Source organism: Pelosinus sp. IPA-1, assembly GCF_030269905.1.
GTDB lineage: Bacteria > Bacillota > Negativicutes > DSM-13327 > DSM-13327 > Pelosinus.
Genome location: NZ_BSVC01000002.1, coordinates 449,667 through 472,947, shown reverse-complemented (window position 1 = coordinate 472,947; position 23,281 = coordinate 449,667). Strand labels below are relative to the sequence as shown.

The 23,281-nt window shown below is 39.4% G+C and carries 21 protein-coding genes and 1 riboswitch; of the genes, 2 read left to right on the top strand and 19 right to left on the bottom strand.

Features of this window, described 5'->3' with window-relative positions:
* Positions 1 to 9 precede the first annotated feature (9 nt).
* From QSJ81_RS05980 to thiD, 9 genes are all read right to left on the bottom strand, one after another.
* Positions 10 to 1,926 carry a BglG family transcription antiterminator gene (locus QSJ81_RS05980; RefSeq protein WP_285716662.1) on the bottom strand — a complete coding sequence of 639 codons (1,917 nt, stop codon included), beginning with the start codon at positions 1,924 to 1,926 and terminating at the stop codon, positions 10 to 12.
* A gap of 441 nt (positions 1,927 to 2,367) precedes the next feature.
* Positions 2,368 to 3,720: a lipase family protein gene (locus tag QSJ81_RS05975; RefSeq protein WP_285716504.1), complete on the bottom strand. Its 1,353-nt coding sequence runs from the start codon at positions 3,718 to 3,720 to the stop codon at positions 2,368 to 2,370.
* A gap of 38 nt (positions 3,721 to 3,758) precedes the next feature.
* The gene (locus tag QSJ81_RS05970; protein ID WP_285716503.1) at positions 3,759 to 4,655 is read right to left on the bottom strand and encodes a B12-binding domain-containing radical SAM protein; all 897 of its coding nucleotides are present in this window, start codon (positions 4,653 to 4,655) and stop codon (positions 3,759 to 3,761) included.
* A gap of 15 nt (positions 4,656 to 4,670) precedes the next feature.
* Positions 4,671 to 5,357, bottom strand: a complete 687-nt coding sequence (gene sfsA / locus QSJ81_RS05965) for a DNA/RNA nuclease SfsA (protein WP_285716502.1) — start codon at positions 5,355 to 5,357, stop codon at positions 4,671 to 4,673.
* Between the two features lie 13 nt (positions 5,358 to 5,370).
* Entirely contained in the window at positions 5,371 to 5,808 is a 438-nt protein-coding gene (msrB, locus tag QSJ81_RS05960) for a peptide-methionine (R)-S-oxide reductase MsrB (RefSeq protein ID WP_285716501.1), read from the bottom strand.
* A gap of 157 nt (positions 5,809 to 5,965) precedes the next feature.
* Positions 5,966 to 6,595: a thiamine phosphate synthase gene (gene thiE / locus QSJ81_RS05955; RefSeq protein WP_285716500.1), complete on the bottom strand. Its 630-nt coding sequence runs from the start codon at positions 6,593 to 6,595 to the stop codon at positions 5,966 to 5,968.
* A complete protein-coding gene (thiM, locus tag QSJ81_RS05950; protein ID WP_285716499.1) occupies positions 6,588 to 7,400 on the bottom strand; it encodes a hydroxyethylthiazole kinase in 813 nt (270 codons plus the stop codon). Before thiM ends, thiE begins: the two co-directional genes overlap by 8 nt.
* On the bottom strand, positions 7,364 to 8,596 hold the full coding sequence (gene cytX, locus QSJ81_RS05945; protein WP_285716498.1) for a putative hydroxymethylpyrimidine transporter CytX: 1,233 nt from the start codon (positions 8,594 to 8,596) through the stop codon (positions 7,364 to 7,366). The genes thiM and cytX overlap by 37 nt, the downstream gene beginning before the upstream one ends.
* On the bottom strand, positions 8,586 to 9,395 hold the full coding sequence (gene thiD / locus QSJ81_RS05940) for a bifunctional hydroxymethylpyrimidine kinase/phosphomethylpyrimidine kinase (protein ID WP_285716661.1): 810 nt from the start codon (positions 9,393 to 9,395) through the stop codon (positions 8,586 to 8,588). Before thiD ends, cytX begins: the two co-directional genes overlap by 11 nt.
* Before the next feature lie 98 nt (positions 9,396 to 9,493).
* A riboswitch (TPP riboswitch) is annotated at positions 9,494 to 9,605 on the bottom strand.
* A gap of 373 nt (positions 9,606 to 9,978) precedes the next feature.
* On the opposite strand from thiD, the gene QSJ81_RS05935 reads away from it, so the two are divergent.
* Positions 9,979 to 10,407: a hypothetical protein gene (locus QSJ81_RS05935; RefSeq protein ID WP_285716497.1), complete on the top strand. Its 429-nt coding sequence runs from the start codon at positions 9,979 to 9,981 to the stop codon at positions 10,405 to 10,407.
* 75 nt (positions 10,408 to 10,482) lie between these two features.
* Here the strand turns inward: QSJ81_RS05935 and QSJ81_RS05930 are convergent, their stop codons facing one another.
* The 5 genes from QSJ81_RS05930 to QSJ81_RS05910 all read right to left on the bottom strand — a co-directional run bounded on the left by QSJ81_RS05930 (position 10,483) and on the right by QSJ81_RS05910 (position 17,357).
* Positions 10,483 to 13,650, bottom strand: coding sequence for an efflux RND transporter permease subunit (locus QSJ81_RS05930; protein ID WP_285716496.1), 3,168 nt, complete (start codon positions 13,648 to 13,650; stop codon positions 10,483 to 10,485).
* Between the two features lie 11 nt (positions 13,651 to 13,661).
* Positions 13,662 to 14,780 (bottom strand): efflux RND transporter periplasmic adaptor subunit, encoded by a 1,119-nt coding sequence (locus tag QSJ81_RS05925; RefSeq protein ID WP_502929641.1) that lies wholly within the window; start codon positions 14,778 to 14,780, stop codon positions 13,662 to 13,664.
* A gap of 381 nt (positions 14,781 to 15,161) precedes the next feature.
* Positions 15,162 to 15,827 carry a glucosaminidase domain-containing protein gene (locus tag QSJ81_RS05920; RefSeq protein WP_285716494.1) on the bottom strand — a complete coding sequence of 222 codons (666 nt, stop codon included), beginning with the start codon at positions 15,825 to 15,827 and terminating at the stop codon, positions 15,162 to 15,164.
* A 29-nt stretch (positions 15,828 to 15,856) separates the two neighbouring features.
* The gene (locus QSJ81_RS05915; protein WP_285716493.1) at positions 15,857 to 16,609 is read right to left on the bottom strand and encodes a fumarylacetoacetate hydrolase family protein; all 753 of its coding nucleotides are present in this window, start codon (positions 16,607 to 16,609) and stop codon (positions 15,857 to 15,859) included.
* A 121-nt stretch (positions 16,610 to 16,730) separates the two neighbouring features.
* Complete coding sequence (locus QSJ81_RS05910; RefSeq protein ID WP_285716492.1) at positions 16,731 to 17,357, bottom strand: YczE/YyaS/YitT family protein; 627 nt, start codon at positions 17,355 to 17,357, stop codon at positions 16,731 to 16,733.
* Between the two features lie 221 nt (positions 17,358 to 17,578).
* Here QSJ81_RS05910 and QSJ81_RS05905 point away from each other — a divergent pair, with 221 nt between their 5' ends.
* Complete coding sequence (locus QSJ81_RS05905; protein WP_285716491.1) at positions 17,579 to 17,836, top strand: hypothetical protein; 258 nt, start codon at positions 17,579 to 17,581, stop codon at positions 17,834 to 17,836.
* Between the two features lie 90 nt (positions 17,837 to 17,926).
* On the opposite strand, the gene QSJ81_RS05900 is transcribed toward QSJ81_RS05905, so the two are convergent.
* The 5 genes from QSJ81_RS05900 to QSJ81_RS05880 all read right to left on the bottom strand — a co-directional run bounded on the left by QSJ81_RS05900 (position 17,927) and on the right by QSJ81_RS05880 (position 23,278).
* A complete protein-coding gene (locus QSJ81_RS05900; RefSeq protein ID WP_285716490.1) occupies positions 17,927 to 19,156 on the bottom strand; it encodes an aminopeptidase in 1,230 nt (409 codons plus the stop codon).
* Between the two features lie 185 nt (positions 19,157 to 19,341).
* Positions 19,342 to 20,148, bottom strand: coding sequence for a polysaccharide deacetylase family protein (locus QSJ81_RS05895; protein WP_285716489.1), 807 nt, complete (start codon positions 20,146 to 20,148; stop codon positions 19,342 to 19,344).
* Between the two features lie 270 nt (positions 20,149 to 20,418).
* Positions 20,419 to 21,915: a DASS family sodium-coupled anion symporter gene (locus QSJ81_RS05890; RefSeq protein WP_285716488.1), complete on the bottom strand. Its 1,497-nt coding sequence runs from the start codon at positions 21,913 to 21,915 to the stop codon at positions 20,419 to 20,421.
* 15 nt (positions 21,916 to 21,930) lie between these two features.
* Positions 21,931 to 22,458: a 2-oxoacid:acceptor oxidoreductase family protein gene (locus tag QSJ81_RS05885; protein WP_038672469.1), complete on the bottom strand. Its 528-nt coding sequence runs from the start codon at positions 22,456 to 22,458 to the stop codon at positions 21,931 to 21,933.
* Between the two features lies 1 nt (position 22,459).
* Positions 22,460 to 23,278 carry a 2-oxoacid:ferredoxin oxidoreductase subunit beta gene (locus tag QSJ81_RS05880; RefSeq protein WP_285716487.1) on the bottom strand — a complete coding sequence of 273 codons (819 nt, stop codon included), beginning with the start codon at positions 23,276 to 23,278 and terminating at the stop codon, positions 22,460 to 22,462.
* Between the last annotated feature and the right edge of the window lie 3 nt (positions 23,279 to 23,281).

The window sequence follows — 23,281 nt, the reverse complement described above, 5'->3', positions numbered from 1 at the left end:
TATACCTCCTCACGAAAAATATCGAAGCATTGCACTAATTTCACTTTTTGGTATACTATGATACTCTTCACCTAGCACATTGATCAGCTTACACCGTAGCTCAGCTAATCGCTTACTCTCAGGCTGATCACTATAGTTAAAATCAACATAGGGAGAACCAAAGGCCAGCCTGTTGACCATAAGCAAACAATGAAGCATCAAACCAGCGGCTGCTTGCTCAGAAAGATATTCCTTAAACTCACTTGTAATTAACATACCAAGTTGAAACCCCTTACTAATGATATCCTGCGAAATGCTTTCAACAAAAGGTAACTCTGTAACATGAATATTCCGAATCATTAACATAAAGGATTCCGAAAAATCATGTTTTTTTTCTGGGCTCTCTAGGGTATATTCTAATTGGGTACCACTTATTTTTTTCAATACCTCATGAATTGCCACTATATCTCGTTGCGTAAGTATGGAATTGACGACAACGAGAGGGCATTCTGTATTGATGGGCAATACACTAATCACTAAATCAATGGGTTGTATTTTCAGGACTTGCTCAATTTCAAGCACAGAACAGTACCCGAGCACACTTAAACTTTTTATTTCATTTTCCAATCTGGTTTTAAGCAGCCTAGCCGTGCCTCGTCCTGTACCGCAAACCACAATCGCCCTAAACTGTGACCTCCCATATCTCCTCTCGTATGCTGCTTGGAAGTGAAGGACGATATATGCTAAATCAGGATCTGTCAAAAACACGTTGATTTCCGCAAATACTTCAGAGCACACTTCTTTTACACACCTAAACATATCTGGATAGGATTGAATGACTTCTGCCACCAAGGGATTCGGATCAATAACGCCATATTCGTACTTTGCTAATTTATCTGTCAAATGGGCGAGCAGACTATCAAACAACTCTGTGTCATCGGTATATGTTACTTTTAAGCAGTGGCTCACTTTGCTGATGATTTTTGCAGTTATCCCTGTAACTACTGGTTGTTTATAACTATCATGATGAAGTTCATTATGATACATGCCATTGCCTAGAGACTGTAACCAGACAAAGCCAATTTCTGTATCTGATATCTCGATTCCTAAATGATTAGCAAGTGCTGCGCACTCTTCACTGAAAATACTATACACTGGATGTTCTTTTGCTTGTATAGCAACTGTCGTATCGGAAGCAGTAAGACCATTGTTAGTTTTAATCCTTTGAATGACAACACAAAATCGTATTAACGCACCAATCAGCATTCGATCAGAAAGATACTGTTCCCCTACCTTCTTAATGTTTGCAGCAATACGCCCAATGGCTTGGCATACAATTTTCAACTGGTTTTTTTCTAATAAAAAAGTGGTTATAACGTTACCTACACGAGATGGAAATTCATACTCACGTGCAATGCTGTGCAAAATATATGACATTTCATTACTATTTAAAAAACTTTGTACCACATATTCCAGCGCTAACCTGCGGTTAACCTCTGAGCTAACTGCACGTATACCATAATGAACCTTCCGTTCCATTTCAATGCGCCAGTTCTGAAGAAGTCGTTCTACTCTTTGCATATCAGCAACTACTGTATTACGGCTGACTCCCATCTTCTCAGCTAAAAGATTAATGGTAATAAACTTTTCATTGATCAATAATTCTAATGCAATATACTTGCTTCGTTCCTCTTGATTAAGGAGCAAGGCCACCCCTGCTTCATTATCTAACATACTGCGAATCTTATTGATAGCTGTAGGATCACCCTCAAGCCATATTCCAAGATTGGGCTTGGATTCTAATTGAACCACTTGTTCCTTTTGTTTTTCTAACCATAAGCGGACATTTTCTAAGTCATATTTAATCGTTCGGGTACTAACATGAAATTCGTCAGCTAAGTCTTTAATTTTAAAGGAGCGTTTTGCATCTATGATTTTTTTTAGTATTTGACGACAACGAAAAGTAAGAATAATCCTCTCACCCCTTTACTCGTACGTATACATCAGAACGAGTTAGAATTCATTAACCGTATTATATTCTGAATTTTTACTATAATAAAGTACAATTTGCTTCACCGTATATTAGTGCAAAATCAATTTCTCAAGAATACAGAACTCCTTTTACTTTACTATTTAATATAGAAAAAAGACTTCGCTTACACAAAGTCCCTAGGATATAGGCAAGGTATTCATTCTTTTTATGGGAAATCAAGAAGGACGTATTCTTTCGATTGCATAAGAAAAGACTTGGCTTAGGCCAAGTCCTCAGACGCAGGCGGAAGCCTTAGTCGTTCTTACTTGGAATCAAGGAAGTGTTATACTTTCTGATTCCGTAAAAAAAGCAGGAACAAATGTCCTGCTTTTCAAACGAGCCCTTTTCATCAAATTCTACTTCCCCTTATCTGATCCAAACCACTCCTGCCTATCATGACTCATTGTTTTCATATCGTGAATAAATGCTTCCAAGGGCGTCATATCCCGAGTACTACTTCCATAACTAGCAGTATGAACAACGGCATGATTTTCTACCCGATATACTCTTTGTTCCAAGGTGATATAATACACATTTTCTTCATCCTTAACTTTATGAGCCAGAGCTGTTGGCACTACCACCCAATCAGACTTTTCTGCTAACGCTTTTTGAAAGATGTCCTCATTTGTTCCATCTTCAGCTAACACATAATTGGGAAACGTAGAGCGATATTCATCCTGCACTGCTTCTTTCATATAGACGAACTCTGCTTGCAGTTCCTCTGGTAGTTCATTTTTAAGAGGTGCTACAAATACTCTTGCTGTTTCAGAAGTACTGAAAGACTGCTTAGGCATCAATAACTCCCCCGCCTGTACAGCTTGCAGCCGTTTCTGATAATAGTTTTTAATCGCCAAGTCTAAATATAAGGTGATTTGATGAGGCCCTGGATTTTCAAGGGTAGGCACTTGCCAGCGAATTTCTCGCCCAAATTGTTCATACCCTCCCACTAATTTTTGCAAAGCCTTAGTTACAGGGTCACCAGTAGCTACAACACGAGTTAAGTGTAACAAAGGCTCATATTTCTGGCGAAAAGCCTCATTTCCTACGGCTGGCGCGCCAAAAGTAATGACCTCCACTTGCTCTGGTTTTATCCCCATTTCTAGTAATCTTGCTCCCCCAATGGTAACCCCTGCTCCCCCTAGACTATGTCCTACTAAATATACCTTTTTGTCCCCATCCTCTTGCAGTATGTCCAAAAATGGTTTTTTTGAATTACCCACTTCTTCTACTATTTCCTTGGAAAAACCAGCCTGAACGTATTGATTAAATCCCTCATGTACCTTAGGAACTGTATCAGGCATATTTTTTCTCTGAGCATTCTCTGAAAATTCTTCTGGCCCTTTACCAGCAAAATAAACCTTGCCTACTCGTAAGTCCGTCTTTACGTCTTTTATATTCTCTGTTCCTACTGCCGAAAGCAAGTATATGGGAACAGAACTTCCTTCTTGGCTCTTTTTGGCAAATAGAAATCTAGCATCTGCTTTTTTATCTTTCCCAATGTAATACTGAATTTGCCAGCCATCTTGCACTAGAGCATCCCGAGCAATCATTCCCACCCGATCACTATATACAGCTGTACAAGCAGTGGCAGCCATGTATAAAGTACGAGCTTCCTCATATTCCTCTAGGTATTTAGCACTTACTAATGCTGGCTGTAACAATAAAAAAATTAAACTTATTACATAAATGCATTTTAAATTTTTCTTCAAAATAACCCTCTCCTACTATAACTTGGTGGGAAGTAGTCTCACTGTTCTACGTTATTGTAAGGGTCCCATTCTGTCATCGTGGATAAATGCTCCATTGCCTTTTTACAATCCATCAATAGCTTTTCTTTATCTTGGGGCAATGTACCCGCTAGGGCAACATAATTTGAAATATGATTGCTGCGAAACAAACAATGGACTTCACTTGGCAAATCAATACCGGCAATCAATCGCGATAGTTCACCCATAATCTCTACAGGAGACAATAAGGTAAATTCACCTCTTTCATATTCGGCCCTTAGTTCACTGCCTCGATACATCATTAAGGTTAAAGCACTGAGCATATTGGGACGAATTGCATTCACTGCTTGAGCAGTATGATAAGCATGTTCTTTAGAACCCGCCTTCCCTGCAAGGCCGATGATAACCATCAATGACAATTTAATACCTGCCGCGACTATTTTCTGCCCTGCTTCAATAGACTGTTGTTTTGTAACGCCCTTATTTACATGGAGCAGTACTTCATCATCGCCTGATTCCATTCCATAGTACACAAGTTTCAATCCTGCTTCTGATAAACTCTGAAGTTCTTCTGGTGTTTTTCGTAAAATATCATTGGGTCCCGCATAGCAAGATACTCTGCGGAGTTTTGGGAAACTTTCATGCAGTACTTTTAATATCTTCAATAACCTATCGGTTGACAAGACTAATGCATTGCCGTCAGCCAAGAATATTCGGCGAATCATATCCTTATACCCTTTGGCTTGTTCTATTTGCGCCATAATTTCTTCCATGGAGCGAGTACGAAAATCAACAGTTCTGTACATATTGCAATAAGTACAACGATTATGAGAACACCCAATAGTTACACGCAAAATAAAGCTATCCGCTTCGCTAGGCGGACGAAATACAGGGCCCTCAGCAATGTCAAAATACATAATCTCGCCTCCTACTTATAATACTATTTCCACTTTGTCTCCAATTACAATCGTATCTTCCTCAACAAAAGAATCATATGCTAGTAGTTTAACACCTTTTGCAGCAGCCAGTTTCAAGGCTCCGGCAAAAGCTTTGTCAGTCATACTATTAGGGCTAAAACTGATGACACCTTTCATTTGGATAAGAAAGAAAATATATCCCTGATAGCCTTCTTCAACGGCTTTCATCATTTCATATACATGTTTGGTCCCTCTACTTGTTGGAGCATCAGGAAACATAACCATACCACCCTCTTCTAATGTCACCCCTTTGACTTCAATAAACCCCTTGTTACCAAGGGATTCAAAGTAAACATCAAACCTGGAATTACCAAAGGTGACTTCTTTTTTTAAGGTATCTATGGCAGCTATCTCTGAAATACTTCCTGTCTGTAAAGCTTCCAAAACAACATAATTTGGTATTTGGGAATCGATATTAATCAGCCTATCTCCTTTATAAATACAAATAACCGAATACTTTGTTTTCCTTGCTGGGTTTTGAGAACATTCTAAAATCACCTTCGTACCTGCAATAAACAGCTCTTTGCATCGGCCTGTATTTTTTACATGAACAATTTCCTCTATTCCCTCTACCCACACATGAGCAATAAAGCGATTGATTCTTTTTATAAAAGTTCCTTCTACTATTTTATTATATTTCATAACAAACCACTATCTATTTCTCCCTATCAAATAATGTAAGATATTTTCCATATCCTTCTTTTTCTAAATCCTCTTTATCGATAAAACGTAACGCTGCCGAGTTAATACAATAACGCAGATTAGTTGGAGCAGGGCCATCGGTAAAAACATGGCCTAAATGAGAATCTCCTTCTTTACTACGCACTTCTATACGATTCATAAAATGACTATGATCGGCCTTTTCCTTAACCGCTTCTTCCGACACAGGTTTTGTAAAGCTAGGCCACCCACAACCAGAGTCATATTTGTCTAGGGAAGTAAATAATGGTTCCCCTGAAACAATATCTACATAAATACCTGCTTGCTTATGTTCCCAATATTCATTGCGAAAAGCAGGTTCCGTTCCGTTGTTTTGTGTTACTTCATATTGAACTTTACTAAGCTTATTCTTTAACTGTTCTTTATCTTTCATTACCTAACACCCCTTTTGATTTGATTCTAATTCCTATTATTCTACCCCCGAGTTAGGTGAGATATTAAGCTAAAAGTGTAGTAACTTACTAACTTCTATTATAAAAAGTTAAAATCCTGCAACGCCTTAGGAACGTTACAGGATATCTTTTGACGCTTTATTTAGTTATGATCTGACGCAGCTGCACAGCTGCTTCCCTAGGATTGGCTGCAGCAATAATTGCAGATACTATCGCGGCTCCATCCACTCCTGTCTCTATTACATCATGAATATTACTGGCATTAATACCGCCAATTCCAACAATCGGTATGCTAATTTTTTCTTTTATCATCCTTAAATCCTCAAGACTCACATGATCTGCATCACTTTTGGTCAAAGTAGGGAATAAGGCCCCAATCCCAAGGTAATCTGCTCCTTCCTCTTGGGCCCTCAGCGCTTCTTCTAGGGTAGATACAGATACCCCAATAATCTTTGTTGGCCCGAGTAAATTTCTTGCCACTGGCAAGGGCATATCCTCTTGACCAATGTGTACACCATCTGCATCTACGGCTAGAGCGATGTCTACACGATCATTGACAATAAAGGGAACACCATAGGCAGCAGTAATATCTTTAACCTGTATGGCCAACTGAAAAAAATCTAACGTAGATATGTTTTTTTCACGGATTTGTACTAAAGTAACGCTGCCCTTAATAGCTTCTTCTACTGTAGTAGCAAGATCTTTGCCACTTAATAATTCTCGGTCCGTAACTAAGTACAAGGAATAATCAATTGCCCCTTTATCCATTCGTTATCGTGCCGCCTTTTTCTAAAATCTCTGGAGTCATATTCCATACAGCATCAAATAACCGAGCGCGAAATGTTCCAATCCCTTCGCCAGCTTTCAAAGATTGTCTCGCGAGCTCCCCAGCTAGCCCCATGGTCATAACCCCTGCCGCTGCTCCGACAAACAAATCGTCATTTGCGCCACAATAAGAAGCAATGAGGGACGTAGCCATACATCCAGTGCCAGTAACCTCTGACAATATAGGATGTCCATTATGAATCAGGCAAACTTTATTTCCTTGAGCAATAACATCTTGTTTACCCGTAATTGCAATCACGCAGCTAAGTTTTTGCGAAAGATAAAGTGCTACCTTTTCCCCATCCATTTCATCAGCCACAGAATCGACGCCTTTAATTTCTGTAGCGATACCCGCTAAAATTTTCATTTCTGACATATTACCACGTATTACATCAGGACGAACGTCTTCTATAATTTGTTTTGCCGTAACTGTACGAAGGTTAGTAGCTCCTACCCCGACTGGATCAAATACAATGGGAATTCCCTTTTCTTTCGCCTTTTTGCCAACGACTAGCATGGATTCAATACTTCGAGAATTCAGTGTACCTATATTTAACACTAAGGAAGAAGCAAACGAAACCATTTCTTCAACTTCTTCTATATCATCTGCCATCACAGGAGAAGCACCTATCGCTAAGGTGATATTTGCACAATCATTCACTGTCACATAATTAGTAATATGATGCACTAAAGGCTTCTTTTGTTTTAGAGCTATAAGGCCATCGGAGATTTTTTGCAGTATTTCCATTGTTTCGTATACCCCCATATTATTTTGTAGAGTAATGCAGTAATCAACATAACAGGTATCGTCGCTCCTAAGATAAATTCCATTTTGATAAACTGATAATACATTACTACCCCAAGAGCCCAAACCACTAGTGCACTCCAGTTGATTAGCACCTCGGGTCTAACCAGCCGATTTTTAATGATAAAATACTCGGTCAAGAGTACCGCAAATAAAGGCGCAAAAACTGACCCGATAGCGATTAGAAAACTTTCGTACTCTTCCATATTGATCCACAAAGCGATCACTGTACCAATAACCGTCATCACCAAAGCAACTTGTTTTTCGTTTAACTCAGGGAAAATATTATTAAAGCTTACACCTGCGGAATAAGCATCCAAGAAAGTCGTCGTTACTGTTGCTAATACTACAATTCCCAAGGCAGATAATCCCAAATTAGCAGCTAGCATCATAGCCGAAGGTTCTGGGTTACCAGCAACAATAGCAGCTCCGAGGCCAATAATATACATCCAGCAGCTGCCAATAAAGTAGCCCAGGCCGCTGCCTAAGGCTGCGCTTGTTTTACTTTTTGCAAAACGGGTGTAATCTGCAATTAACGGTAACCAAGATAAAGGCATAATTACACTAAGTTCTAACGCTTCACCAAAGGACATACCACCAGCAGGTAGTACGCTTAAAGCGGAACTATCTTTAAATACAACGGTACTTAGTATCACCGTTATACCTAATAAGAGAAATACGGCCAACATATTAAGCCTCTTCAAGCCGCCTTCTCTGCCCAGAGCGATCCATAAAAGAACTAATCCACCAATACCAATACTCCATAAGGACATTTGATCCATACCCCAAAGTATCTTACTAATTTCATTGGCTGATCTGGCCGCAGCAATAATCATAACGGCAGTCCAACCAACTAGTTGCAGTACATTTAGGATGGAGAACAAATAGGAACCATAGGCTCCAAAAGAAATTCTGGTAGATACTAGGGCTGGTATCCTTTCCTGCGTACCTATGATGCCACATAACACCATCATAACGGTACCCACCACATGACCAATGACAATGGCAGTCACACCACTTTGAAAACCTAGAGGAGCCAACAACCCGCCTGTTAAAATCTCCGCAATGGACACAGCCGCACCAAACCACAAAAACAAATAATGGGTAAAACCAAGTGTATTATTATTTTCATTCATCATCTAACATACCTGCACCTTTATATAAATTATAGAAATGATGGACGGGGCCAACCCCTTTACCAATGGAAAAAGAATGTTCAATCGCGGTATGGATATATTCTTTAGCCCGCGCAACTGCCTCTTGTGGCAAATATCCTTTTGCCAAGTTGGCCGCAATAGCAGCTGACAAAGTACAACCCGTACCGTGGGTATTTGGGGTGGCAATTCGCAAGGAGCCAAAATGGTGGAAAATTTCCCCGTCGAATAAGACATCAACGGCATCCTCTTCTCGATGACCTCCCTTTAAGAGAACATATTTGGGCCCTAACAGATGAATGGCTTTAGCAGCTTCCTCCATATCTTTTAAGCTATGTATCTTCCTTCCACTGATTTCTTCCGCCTCGGGAATATTAGGAGTCAGCACTGTCGCCAAAGGCAATAAACAAGAGACTAATGCCTCCATTGCATCGGGCTGGAGTAAATAATATCCGCTTTTTGATATCATTACTGGATCCACAACAACATTCTGGGCATTAAACTTTTTGAGGCCATTGGCTACTGCTCGAATCGTTTCGATGCGAGAAACCATACCAATTTTAACAGCTGAAACTGATATATCATCAAAAATAGCTTCTATTTGTTTCTCTATAACAGTTACATCAATATCTTGTACAGCAAATACACCTTGGGTATTCTGAGCTGTCACGGCTGTAATGACACTCATACCAAATACCCCATGAGCACAAAAAGCCTTTAAATCAGCTTGAATTCCAGCTCCACCACTAGAATCGGAACCTGCTATCGTAAGTACCTTTTTAATAAAAATTCCCCCTTAAAAATATTCAACCACATTGCGTCTTTGTGGTTTATAATACTCTATCATGCAAAAAAGCGCATCCATAGGATGCGCTTGGTACACAAAAACTATATCGCTATCCCTCCGCTGGCATTACCCAGATCAGGTTACAGGGTCATAGATTTTATCAGATCTATATCTCAGCCAGCCTCTCCAGCCCCCCTTGCCTTATTCAGTTCAGCATCATCGTAACATATCCAAACTAGTTTTTCAACTTCTTATGTAAGGACACTTACATCTTACTCTACAACACTTTATTATAGTTAACCGATTTGTCCCGTAATAATTAAATCATTGTTTGAAAATACCTAATCCTGTTAATAATAACAAACAACCCTTTACTAATTTTTGCACCCTAAAGTCCATACCCGAATTTTATATTCATCAAAAGCCTAGGTGCTAAATGAAAAGAAAAAACATAAACTTTATTAGTTCTTATTTTTTCAGTCTTACTATAGGTAGAATGTTTATTTTTTCCTATTGCTATGATATAGAAGTAGATTTTATATCTCTTATATGAGAAGTCCCCAATAAAGGAGGTCTTATTATGTGCAAAGAGTCTTTTAAAGCAGTTTTATTCTGCATGCGCTGCAATCAAGAGGCTGTTCATGATATTAACTACAATAACAACTTAATTGTACAAATATCTTGTGAAGGATGTGGAAAAACCATTGGACCTTATCGGCAAATTACTGCAACGCCTCTACCAAGTAACCTAATACATAAAACAACCATTATCTCTTCTCCTGCCCCAACAAATGATAATAGTAACCCTGAAAACGTACTCAAAAAACCCTCTTCCCAAACTTATGGCGAATTCCTCTTGTCTCGCATCATAACAAAACCCTCTCGCTTGAACCAAGAAATCCGTAATGATCTGACAACGTTCCTTTGCTCTATTCCCGTTCGGTTTATGACGAAACCTGTACGTATCGCTAAGGAATACCACACTTTGAAAGTCAATTTACATCGATAAAACCATAAAAGAAAAGAAGACTTAGGCTCTGACGGAGTTATACTCCACTGGAACCCAAGTCTTCTTTTTCATTACTTATTTCACAGAACTTCCTGCATCATGAGATGCCTGCAATTCTTTTTTATGTTGCTTATGTTTGTTCAGAGCACCCACTCCCCGCTCAATTAGAACAAAGAGAACAGGAATTAAGAAAATTCCTAGTGTTGTAGCTGCCAGCATACCGCCAACAACGGCCGTACCCATAGAATTTCTCGCTCCAGCACCAGCTCCTGTAGCAATTACAAGAGGTAAACATCCAATAATAAAGGCTAAGGAAGTCATTATGATAGGACGTAACCTTAATTTAGCGGCTTCAATCGCTGCTTTAACAGGGTCCATGCCCTTATCAACCCTAACTTTCGCATATTCGACGATTAGGATTGCATTTTTAGCTGACAATCCAATGAGCATAACCATACCAATCTGCATGTAAACATCATTTTGTAAATTACGTACAAATTGGAATAAGAATGCTCCAAATATGCCAGTAGGAACTGACAGAAGAACTGCAAAAGGTATACCAAAACTTTCATAAAGAGCTGCCAAGCATAAGAATACAAACAGCAAGGCAAAGCCGAAGACAAAAGGAGCACGACCACCAGATATTTTTTCTTCACGACTCTGATCGGCCCATTCATAACCAAAATCACTAGGCAGCGTCTGCGCTGCTACTTCTTCCAGTGCAGCTAATGCTTGACCAGAGCTATATCCTAGAGCTGGATTACCCCCTACCTGAATCGTTCTGTATCCATTAAACCGTTTAATTACAGGAGGTGCCGTAATGGTTTGTGGTTTTAATAAGGTATTGAGTGGTACCATGACACCAGATGAACTACGGACATAGAAGAAACGAGTTCCTTCTACATCATTACGGAATTGCTGTTCCGCTTGCATAACTACTTTATAGGACCTACCGAAACGGTTAAAATCATTAACCTGTACGCCACCAAGGAAGGTCTGTAAGGCAGTAAATACATCCTTTACTGGAATACCTAACTGCTCTGCTTTTTCCCGATCTACATCAAAACGATAACCAGGAGTATCAATTCCAAATGTAGAATAAATCATCCCGATTTCCGGACGTTTACGAGCAGCGGCCATAAATTGCTTAGATATCTTATCTATTTCTTCAATGGTATTGCCGCCTTTATCTTCAATCATCATGGTAAAGCCACCAACGGTGCCAATACCTGGTAAGGAAGGAGCATTAAAGGAAACAACCCTAGCTTCAGGAATATGAGAACCATTCATCAAAACCTTCATAACCTGTTGCTCTACCCCTAATCCTGGAGCGGTTCTTTCATCCCAATCAGCAAGTTTCGTAAAAATAATCGCTGAATTTGCTTTTTGAGCACCAGCTAAAATATCATAACCTTGCACTACAATTGTATCCGCTACCCCCGGTTGAGCACGCATATCTTCGGCTATTTTACTAGCAACAGTAGCGGTACGACTCGCGCTTGCCGCCTCTGGTAAGGTAATACTTGAAATAAAGTACCCTTGATCTTCACTAGGAACAAAGGAAGATGGAACGAGTTGAAATAGTTTACCAGTGACTAATAAAAGTACCACTAAGAATACAACACCCAAAGCGGCTCTTTTGATTAATTTAGCCAAACCTTTACCATATCGCTCTACGGTAGCCTCAAACACATCATTAAATTTGTTAAAAAATCTTTCTAGGAGCCCAGAGTGGGCATTCGGATCATGAGGCTTAAGTATTAACGCACAAAGGGCCGGTGTTAAAGATAAAGCCACGATGGCGGACAAGGCCATGGAAACTGCGATTGTTAAGGCGAACTGTTTGTATAAAACACCTGTTGTCCCGCCAAAAAAGGCAACGGGAATAAATACAGATGCTAACACAAAGGCAATCGCAACAACAGGACCAGATACTTCACTCATGGCCAATTTAGTTGCGTCTTTAGGGCTCATACCATTATATCTCATATGATGCTCAACTGCTTCAATTACAATAATTGCATCATCTACTACGAGCCCTATGGCCAGTACCATAGCAAAAAGAGTGAGCGTATTAATCGAAAAGCCCATTACCATAAATGCACCAAAGGTTCCAATCAAGGAAACTGGAATTGCGAGCATTGGAATGAGTGTTGCACGCCAGCTTTGCAAAAACAAAAATACTACTAACAGCACTAACAGCAGTGCTTCTGCAAAAGTTTTCGCAACTTCCTTCATGGATTCGCGTACAAATTTTGTATTATCTACAACCGAATAGTAGGCAACATCCGAAGGAAACTTCTTAGATGCTTCTTCTAATTTTGCTTGAACCTGCGTAATGGTTTCTAATGCGTTTGCATCAGTCGTAAGTTGGACAGCAAAAGCTACTGCGTCATGTCCATTAAGAAAAGCCTGGAAGCCATAATCTTTGCCTCCCATTTCAACTTTGGCTATATCTTTTATACGAGTAAGGTTGCCATTCTGAGAACTAACAATAATATTTTCAAATTCTTTTGGCTCAGTCAAACGCCCTTGTACTCTTGCCGTAAATTGAAATTCTTGCTGAGAAGACGTTGGTCTTTGACCAATGGTTCCCGCTGGTGCCTGGACATTCTGAGTACTAATCGCACTGGCGATATCACTACCCGTCAGTTTTAACTGCGCCATTTTATCAGGCTGCAGCCAAATTCTCATGCCATAATCGGCACCATATTCCATAATATTCCCTACACCCTTGATTCTTTTCAAATCTTCGACAAGGTAAATACTGCCAAAGTTTTTTAAGAAAGTACTATCATAGCTTCCCTTAGGAGACCATAATGTAAAGATGAGAGAATTATCGGGAGAAACCTTACGGGTTGTAAGACCTGCCGTTGTTACTTCCGCAGGAAGCGACGCATTGGCTTGGGCTACCCGATTTTGGGTTTGTACAGTTGCCATATCCGGATTCTTACTCAAATCAAATTTTGCCGTCAAGGAGTAAGAACCAGAATCGGAACTAGTGGATTGCATAGAAACCATATCTTCTGTCCCATTGACCTGTAATTCAATCAACTGGGCCATCGTTTGTTCTACAACTTCAGCATTTGCCCCTGTATAACTACCACTAACACTAACCTGTGGTGGTGTAATTTGCGGATATTGAGCGATCGGCAAATTAAAGGCTGAAATTGAACCAATTAAAACAATAACAATCGATAATACGATCGCAAAAATGGGACGATCAATAAAAAACTTTGCCACCAGATTACCTCCTATTGCTTCGCCGGAGCGTTTAAATCATCCGGGCCAATCATTATTACCGTTACAGGTGTTCCTGGCGGAGTCTTCGCAAACCCTTCTACAACAATACGGTCATTTTCTGTTACACCTTCATCTACTACCCACATATTGCCGACTTTTGTGCCCATTTTAACTGCCCTTGTTTCTGTTTTCTCGCCTTCGCCAATAACAGTAACCAGAGTTTTATCTAACATCTGTTGTACAGCCCTTTGTGGAATTAATAAAGCTCCTTGGCGAACCTCGCTTTGGACTGCAACACGAGCAAACATACCTGGTACTAGAAGCTTATTAGGGTTGCCAAAAGCTGCTTTAAAACTGAGTGTACCTGTACCAGTCGCTAACCCCTTATCAACCTGTTCTATCTGACCCGCTAAAGGATATGTAGAACCATCGCTAAGAATGAGCTTTAAGTCCCGCCCCCATTCTGTTGGAGACGCACCCTTACCATTTTTAGCAAACTGTAAGTATTCATTTTCACTCATACTAAACTTCACCATAACTGGATCAACAGAAGAAATAGTAGCCATAGTTGTTGACCCTGCCGTAACAAAACTGCCAATACTTAAGTCATTCACATCAATACGACCATCTAAAGGAGAGACAATGAGAGTATCTTCAATATCTTCCTGTGCCTGCTGCACCTTAGCCCAGTTGGCTTTAACTGCTGCTGCATTTTGTTGTTCTTCTGATAAAGCATTATCTAAGGTCTGCTGGGAAATTGCACCTTGAGATGCAAGCTGATTATACCTTCCTACATCTTGGCGAGTCCTCGCTAAAACAGCTTCCGACTGTGCTGCTGTCGCTTGGTTTGTTAATAATGCAGAATTGTACTGACGGCTGTCAATGCGAAATAAAGGCTGCCCTTTAGAAACCACTGCTCCACCTGTCACCATTTTCTCCACTATATTCCCAGAAACTTTGGCTCTGACTTGAACCTCATTCTTGGCCTCAACTGTGCCAACGAATTCATATGCGATCGGAGTATCTTTCCGAACTACCTGCATAACCTTTACCTCTGGAGCCTGGGGTGCTGGCGCTCCCTGCTTACTGCAACCACTTACAAGCACCATACTAAGAATGATTAATACCATATAATTGCGCCATCTTACTTTTGAACTTATATGAACCAATGCACTTACCTCCTTAACTCTACTGAAATTAACCCTAACCTCGACCTATTGTGACCTTGTATTCTCGTACCACAACTTTTTTATGGAACATACCTTAGAAAAGGTATAGAATCATGCTCACACTTATCCAAATCACTCCTTTATCCAATGACTAACTAGTCAAGTTAAACCATTTCGACAAACTTATTACAAATCCTTCCTCCAAGAAAAGAATTTTCAACTTTATTTTATATGCTAATATTTTTATAAAAATATCACTTATTTGAATTTAGAGAAATAAGAAAAGACTTGGCTTAGGCCAAGTCCCCAGACGCAGGCAGAAGCCTTAGTCGTTCTTTATCATTATTTTTCAGTTATAATTTTCTCATGTATTTTGAGTATCATTTGTCCATATGTATTCCCAGGAACAGCCCATTTCCCATTTAGATTTGTCCAAGTAAGAGACTGTCCAAATTTTTCCGATCGTTTTACCAGTTCATAGCGAGGATCAACAACTGACATCACAGGTGGGCGCGTTGCTGTATAAGCTAGCAAATGTTGAATTTGTGCCCTTACACCAATTTCTGCCGATGGGAACCAAGCACCTTTGACACCGTTACCAGTAGTCCCTAATCCGGAATAATTATTTTGCATAGGACTCACATCTCCGCCGTAACGGAAGTTGCCCGTCTCATGTAATGCTTGTGCAAATGCCAGATCTGGTCGAATCCCCTCAATGCCCCCTTCTAAGTAGTAATAGTCAACCAACTGTTTCGGAGTTGTCGTGATTAGAGGAAAGGGATTATGCCGGAGCAAATAACTAACACATTGCTCCTTCGTGGCGATTGGATCCCCCATGATCGTTAGATCAAATACCATTCCCGATTTTAACAAATCTTTATTTACAACTGTAGGCTTTTGGGTAAGCATTGGATTAAAATTACCACCAAAAGCAAATGTACTAGAAACTTGCAACACAAAAAACATTATCACTAAAATACTAATTCTAAAAAAAATGAACTTCTTCAACTTTACCTCCCAAAAGTACAATACTTGTATTATACGACGACATTACTCAATCTACCAATTCCTTCGATTTCAACAGTTACAGTATCACCTGCTTGCATCGGGCCCACCCCAGAAGGAGTACCTGTCAAAATTACATCACCTGGATACAAGGTCATGACTTCCGAAACACGAGCCACGATTTCAGGAACTTTGAAGATTAAATCACTTGTATTCGAGCTTTGCTTTAATTGGTCATTTAAGTATAGTTTAATATTTATATTACTAGCATCGATTTCCGTTTCAATACACGGCCCCAAAGGCAAAAAGGTATCGAATGATTTCGCCCTTGTCCATTGTCCATCCATTTTTTGAATATCTCTAGCCGTTACATCATTTGCGCAAGTATATCCCAAAATATACTTCTCAGCTTCCTCTGCCTTAACCTTCTTTGCTAATTTTTTAATCACGATAGCAAGTTCAGCTTCATAATGTACATCTTGACTAATGGAAGGATACTCAATATTTCCTCCTGGATGATTTAAAGCAGAAGAAGGTTTTAAAAAGAATAAGGGCTGAGCTGGAAGTTCTAAATTCATTTCTTTAGCATGTCCATGATAATTAAGACCTACACAAACAGCCTTAGAAATAACGCAAGGGCTCAGCAGTTTCACATTTGCTAACGAAAGTATTTCCTTTGTAATTTGGTACTCGCTAAAAACATCACCATTTAGTACATTAATATGCTTACCCTGCAATACACCAAACTTAATGTTCCCCTCATGTTCGTACCTAACGATTTTCATTTTTCTCCTCCATTCGCTTCATGCTATGGTCTATATAACTTATTTAGAAACTATTTTACAAAAATTCCTAAAGTCCTGCCATGTTTACCTTTTTTCCATTCATTTCTAGAAATAGATCGGTTCACGACTCCCTACTTCGAATCACCAAGGAATCGTGTTCTATATCTTGGGCCCGTTTCCCCATGATGGAAAAAGCCCATTGGATGGAGGGCCCAAGAGTAAATGCGATAATGATTGTACCGATCCCCACTGGTCCCCCTAGAAAATAGCCAAGTGCAGCTACACTCGTTTCTATAACTGTTCTTACCTTCCACACAGGCCAACCTGTTTTCTCAATGGAACCAACCATAAAACTATCCCTTGGACCTGCCCCAAAAGCAGCGGAAAGGTAAAAGAAACTTGCCCAACCGATAATCCAAATACCAACTAATAACATTCCTAATTGGGATAACCAAGAGGTAGGAACGAAAAGCCAAGAACTTGCCATGAAATAATCTATAAAAATACCAATGAAATACATATTCGCAACCGTTCCCCAACCAGGTTTAATTCCCAAAAAGTAACTGATTAGGATAACAAGAATTCCTGTTAATTGGGATACCTGCCCTAAAGTCAAAGGAAAGTAAAGAATTAATCCTAGATGAAAAGCATCCCAAGGTGCCGCCCCCAAGTTACTCTTAATCGTCAGTACAATGCCAAGACCAAAAAGTAGTAACCCCCAAAATAAATAAAAGATTCTTTTTACCATCTACCCATTTCCTCCCACTAAAACTAAAATGAATCCATGTTACCCTATTTGCTTATCTTACTTCATAGCTTATTTCATATCAAGAAAATAGTTCTTACACTTGTTTGAATAATAAATATTAATTACTAGGTAATTTCATGAAGGAATTCCTGTCTATCTGTCGAAGTAATTTAGAAAATAACATAACCCTGATTTGACTAATAAAATAAGGAGTGAGTACCTTGACTAAACATGATGTTTTCCAACTAGAAATCGGCAATACAGAGCGAAGTATTGAAGAAATTATCGGCAGTATTCGTAAATCCGATTTACCGTTTGTCCATATTAAGCAAGTCTCTGCTTCTTCTAATAAAACAGGCAGCACAGCTACGATTGCTATCGAAACAGCCGCCGAAACAATCAGCGCAGCAGAGTTAAAGCAGCAATTGAACGAATATGGCGGTTGTATGTACCAAGTTGTATCGATTGTTAAATCCTAGAATACATATACATAACGTAACCTGCGTCTAAGAAAAACGGCTACCCCTTGTGGAGTAGCCGTTTTTTAAACAAGCAGATCACTATTCTACCTAAAATGCAAAATCGCCATTTTTAAATACAGCAATTTCTTTTCCTTCTGCTGTAATTCCGATGATTTCAAGATCCTTTGTCCCTATCATAAAATCTACATGCGTTAAAGAATCATTTACACCTAAGGCTTTTAGTTCTTCATTACTCATATTTTCTCCGTCTTTGATACATACAGGATAGGCTTTGCCTATGGCTAAATGACAAGAAGCATTTTCATCAAAGAGAGTATTGTAATATAGTATATTTGAATTTGAAATTGGCGAGTTGTAAGGTACTAATGCCACCTCACCAAGAAAATGAGACCCCTCGTCAGTCTCAACCAGTCCTTTTAAAATTTCGTAGCCTTGTTTCGCTGTAAAATCAACAACTTTTCCTTCCTTAAAAGTAAGAGAAAAATCATCAATTAGATTCCCATTGTAGTTAAGCGGTTTTGAGCTGAATACCGTTCCATTCGCCCCAGTCTTCTTTGGCATAGTAAAAACTTCTTCTGTAGGCATATTCGCAAGAAACTCTAAGCCCTCTGGAGTAAACTCTGAGCCGCCAAGCCATACATGATTTTTTGGAAGCTCAATTCTTAAATCCGTACCTAAGGAATTTTTGTACTGAAGGAATTGAAATTGATGCGTATTTAAAAACTCTGCATGTTTTTTCAAATTTCGTTTATGTTCTTCCCAGGCAGCGACAGGATCTGTGGTATCTACTCTTACCGTCTTTAAAATCGCTTCCCATAAGGCTTCAACCGCTTGTTCCTCTGATAGTTTTGGGAACACCTTTTTAGCCCAAGCCGTTGTTGGAATAGACACAACACACCAAGAGTTTTTATTACTCATGATTCTTTCCCGATATTCCTTAAGTGCCGTATTACTAGCCTTTTGGACTTTAACTAATCTGCCAGGATTGACATCCTTAAATAATTCTGGATCCGATGCTGCAATACTGACAAAAGCAGCTCCTTGTTTTACATAGGATAAATAAAATTCCTTTTGCCATTCAGGAAATTCTTCAAATACTTCTTCGGGAGCCTGCATGAAGCGAATTTTTGCCAATAATTCATCTTTCCAATTTAGAACAACATCCCTTGCGCCTTCTTCGTAGGCAAACTGCGCTACCATTCTAGCAAAAGAGGCACATTCAATCGGAGACGTAATCACCATTGTCTGCCCCTTTTGAATATTTACCCCTGTTTTTACAATTAGACGTGCATATTTTTCTAACATTTTAGTATCCATTTTTATCCCTAGTCAATTTCTATCCGCTGATAGAAATCACTACGTTTCACTCCTCTCGTATTTACTATTGCCATTAAGTGTATTCATACCAATGCTATATTTTACCCTATAGGAAAATTTTTCTTTTTCTCTTTCCTTATTGTAACATTCAATATAAAATGCTACAACTATTCCCTTAAAGGAGCTTAATCGATCCTATCAAAATCCTTTTCCTCATAAGGAGGCAGCTCTAACAATTCGGGAATTGTAACAAAACTGTAGCCTTGTTTTTTCAATTCATCAATTATCACAGGTAAAGCTTCCACACTTCCCCCTAAATGAGGATTGACTCCATCATGCTGTAACACAATGTAGCCATTTTTCATCTTTGGGATTACTCGATCTTTCACAGTTGCCGAATCGAACCCCTTCCAATCGTCTGTATCTACTGACCAAAGAATAATAAACTGGTTTTTGGAATAAATAACAGAGTCCACATTCTCATTATGAAAACCAAAAGGGGGCCTAACTAATTTGGGCGTCTTTCCTGTTATGCTATGTATTATGGATGAACATTCTTCTAATTCTTTTGCGATTGCCTGTTTATCCAGCGTGATTAAACTAGTATGATCTAAGGTGTGGTTGCCAATCACATGCCCTTCGGCATCAATTTTCTGTAACATTTCGGGATATGCTTGCGCTTGTTTACCAATAACAAAAAAAGTAGCTTTTACATTTTTTTCTTTTAATATCGCCAGAATTTTAGGAGTCCAATGATCCTCTGGACCATCATCGAAAGTTAACGCAACTTTTTTATCCTCAGCACTACCAGCCCAATATAGTTTCCCTGGAATGTTCTGGCCTCTTTTGTATTTATCATGTATTGGCGAGGGTACATCTTCTTTAGGCGACGGATCTACCGAATTCTCCGGCTTCTTTAGTGGAGAACAAGCAGTGACTAATAAAATTAGGATAAGCAAACTATATAGAATAGTAACATGATTTCTTTTCATATCATTCCCCCTCGATTAGCTTAACACTTGATTAACTCTTTTATACGCCACAATTCACAAGCACGCTGTAAGAACACTGAATAAGAAAACCTTTTTAAACCACAAAGACACAAAGGTCACAAAGGGGTTCTATCTATTTCATTCCCATCTTCTTTGTGTGCCGCGATAGCGGCATTGTGTCTTTGTGGTTCAATCTTTTTAACTAGAAACTTATAAATTCTGATACCATAAAAAAGGAAGCGGCATCTAAAGATGCCGCTTCCTTTTTGACTACACTAACCCTAACCATTTCCAATAAGTCGCTCCAAGAATTAGAATCAAAGCGTAAGCAATGATTGTTAATGGAATGCCTGTTTTTATAAAGTCTTTTACTTCAAAAGTATCCGTACCATAGGCTACCATGTTTTGCGGCGCATTTACTGGTAAAATAAAACCAAAGCTAACTACATATTGCAGAATCATGGTCATGCCTACTACATTAACGCCAGGAGTCTGCACTCCTTGCAGCATGGATATTATAATTGGTATCATCGCTGCTGCCAATGCAGTAGCACTGGCAAAACCAAGATGAATAATAATGAGAAATGCTGCAAGAATAGCGAGAACCATTAGTATCGGCATCGTCTGCAAGCCAAAAGCAGAAACAATCATCTTTGCAAGCCAGGTAGCAGCCTTTGTTGATAGAAGAGCCGAACCAAGGCTAATACCCACACCAAATAAGAGCAATGTCCCCCAAGGTATCTTAGCTTGTGCTTCCTTCCATGTCATAATACCAATACCAGGTAATAACATAATTGCAATTGCAGCAATGGTAGTCGAAGAGGTATCAAAAGGATGAACAATCTTTTCCGTAGCCCACAAAAAGAGTAGTATTACTGATAGTATCATTAACTTTTTCTCATTTGTTTTCATAGGGCCAAGTTCGATCAGTGCCTTAGCAACCGCTTCTTTCCCACCAGAAATTTCATCTGTTTCTGGAGGCATAAGCTTCATTAATACATAGTACAAAGCTACAGACATAAACACTGCAAAGGGCACTGCAGCGATGAACCAATCAAGCCAGCTAATATAAATGCCAAGTTGTTTCTCAATAAAACCTAAAGCAATCATATTTTGCGCAGCTGCTGTTTTAATCCCTACATTCCAAATGCTATCTGCTTGTGCAACCGCAATCATCATCATACCCGCGAACTTACTTTTAAAATCTACACCAAAGGCCCCGATAATCCCCATAACAATAGGTACCATACAAGACACACGAGCTGTAGTACTTGGAACAAAAAAGCTAAGGATAAATCCTACCAAAATTACGCCAATTAATACTCGATTGGTTTTTGCACCGATTTTTGATAGGACAACCAAAGCAATCCGTTTATCTAACCCCGTTTGCATCATAGCAGCGGCAATAAAAAGTGCCCCACCGACTAGGGCCAATGCGGTATTACTAAAACCGTCTAAGGCCATAGTTAAGCCCTTTGTTGTTCCAATAACTGTTTTCGCATCGGCCACATTTGGTGAGGTGCCAATCAAAAATGCCATTAATGCCATAATGACAGCAGCGCTGGCTGGATAGGAAATAGTATCTGTCATCCAAACAATAACGGAAAATACTAATATAGCGAGCATTCGCTGCCCTGCTATCGGTAGCCCTTCAGGAGTCGGCATGAGTACAATACCAAGCAATATCAATACACCTATAATCAAACCAAAACGTTTAAAAAAGGATTGTTCTACAGGCTGAATACCCAACTTAGTTACTGTCTGCATACTAAAGCCTCCTTGTTATTGACTAACTAAGGATATACCAAGTTGAAGAGCACGTTTATTGATATCTTCTGTTCCTTTAGGAACCCTATGAAGAATCGCTGCTGTTATGGATTCAACACTTACTGCTTTTGTTGTTGCAACAATCGCGCCCAAAGCAACGATATTGGCAAATAATGATTTTCCCAATTCTTCTGTTACTTTTTCCGTGATTGGCAGCTGGTACACATTTTTTAAATGCTCCGGTACCGTCTTTACAAAAGTAGTATCAATCATCAATATTCCATCCGCAGGCAAATCCTTCGAATATTTGTCAACAGCTTCCTGTGTCATTGCTAATACAAGATTTGGATTTGTTACTTTTGGATAGTGAATGGCTTTATCAGAAATAATGACTTCTGACTTACTAGCACCACCTCTAGCTTCTGGGCCGTAAGATTGGGATTGGATCGCCATCTTACCATCAAGCAATGCTGCTTCTGCTAAAATTATGCCTGCCAAAATTAATCCTTGTCCGCCAGAGCCAGATAAACGCATCTCAATCATATTATTTAGCTCCTTTCTGTGCTCTATCGATTACACCTTGGTATTGTTTTGTATATTCTGGCGCCTCACTCTTATGTAATACACCAATAGTAAACTTGCCTTCCAACTGCTCAGCACTTAATTTCTTAGCAGCTTCGACAGTCACTGCATTGTCACGTTGTGTTTTAAGCATAGTAGAAGCATCACCCTTCTTGTTTTGGCGACCATAATAAATTGGACATTGGGTCACTGCTTCAATCAAGGAGAATCCATCATGGCTAATACCTTGGGCGATTACATCCACTAACATCTGGCTATGAAAAGCAGTTCCACGTCCGACAAATGTAGCGCCTGCTGCTTTTGCTAATTCAGCAACGTCAAAAGCACGTTCTAAAGTACCGTAAGGAGCTGTCGTAGCTTTACTATCCGTCGGTGTTAGTGGTGAATATTGACCACCTGTCATGCCATAAATATTGTTATTAAATAATATGACAGTTAGATTAATATTGCGGCGTGCTGTATGAATGAAATGATTACCACCGATAGCAGTACCATCTCCATCACCCGTTATAACAATAACATTTAAATCAGGATCAGCTAATTTTATCCCTGTAGCCAAAGGCAGTGCACGACCATGAAGAGAATGAACCGTATCAAAATCAAGGTAGCCTGAGGCTCTTGAGGAACAGCCAATTCCTGAAACAATGACAGTTTTGTCTTGATCAAGACCTAATTTATCAATGGCTTTTATAATGGAGCTGGTAACAATCCCGTTACCACAGCCCGGACACCAAATATGTGGCAAACGAGGACGATAATACTTTTTAATTAATTTTTCCATCTA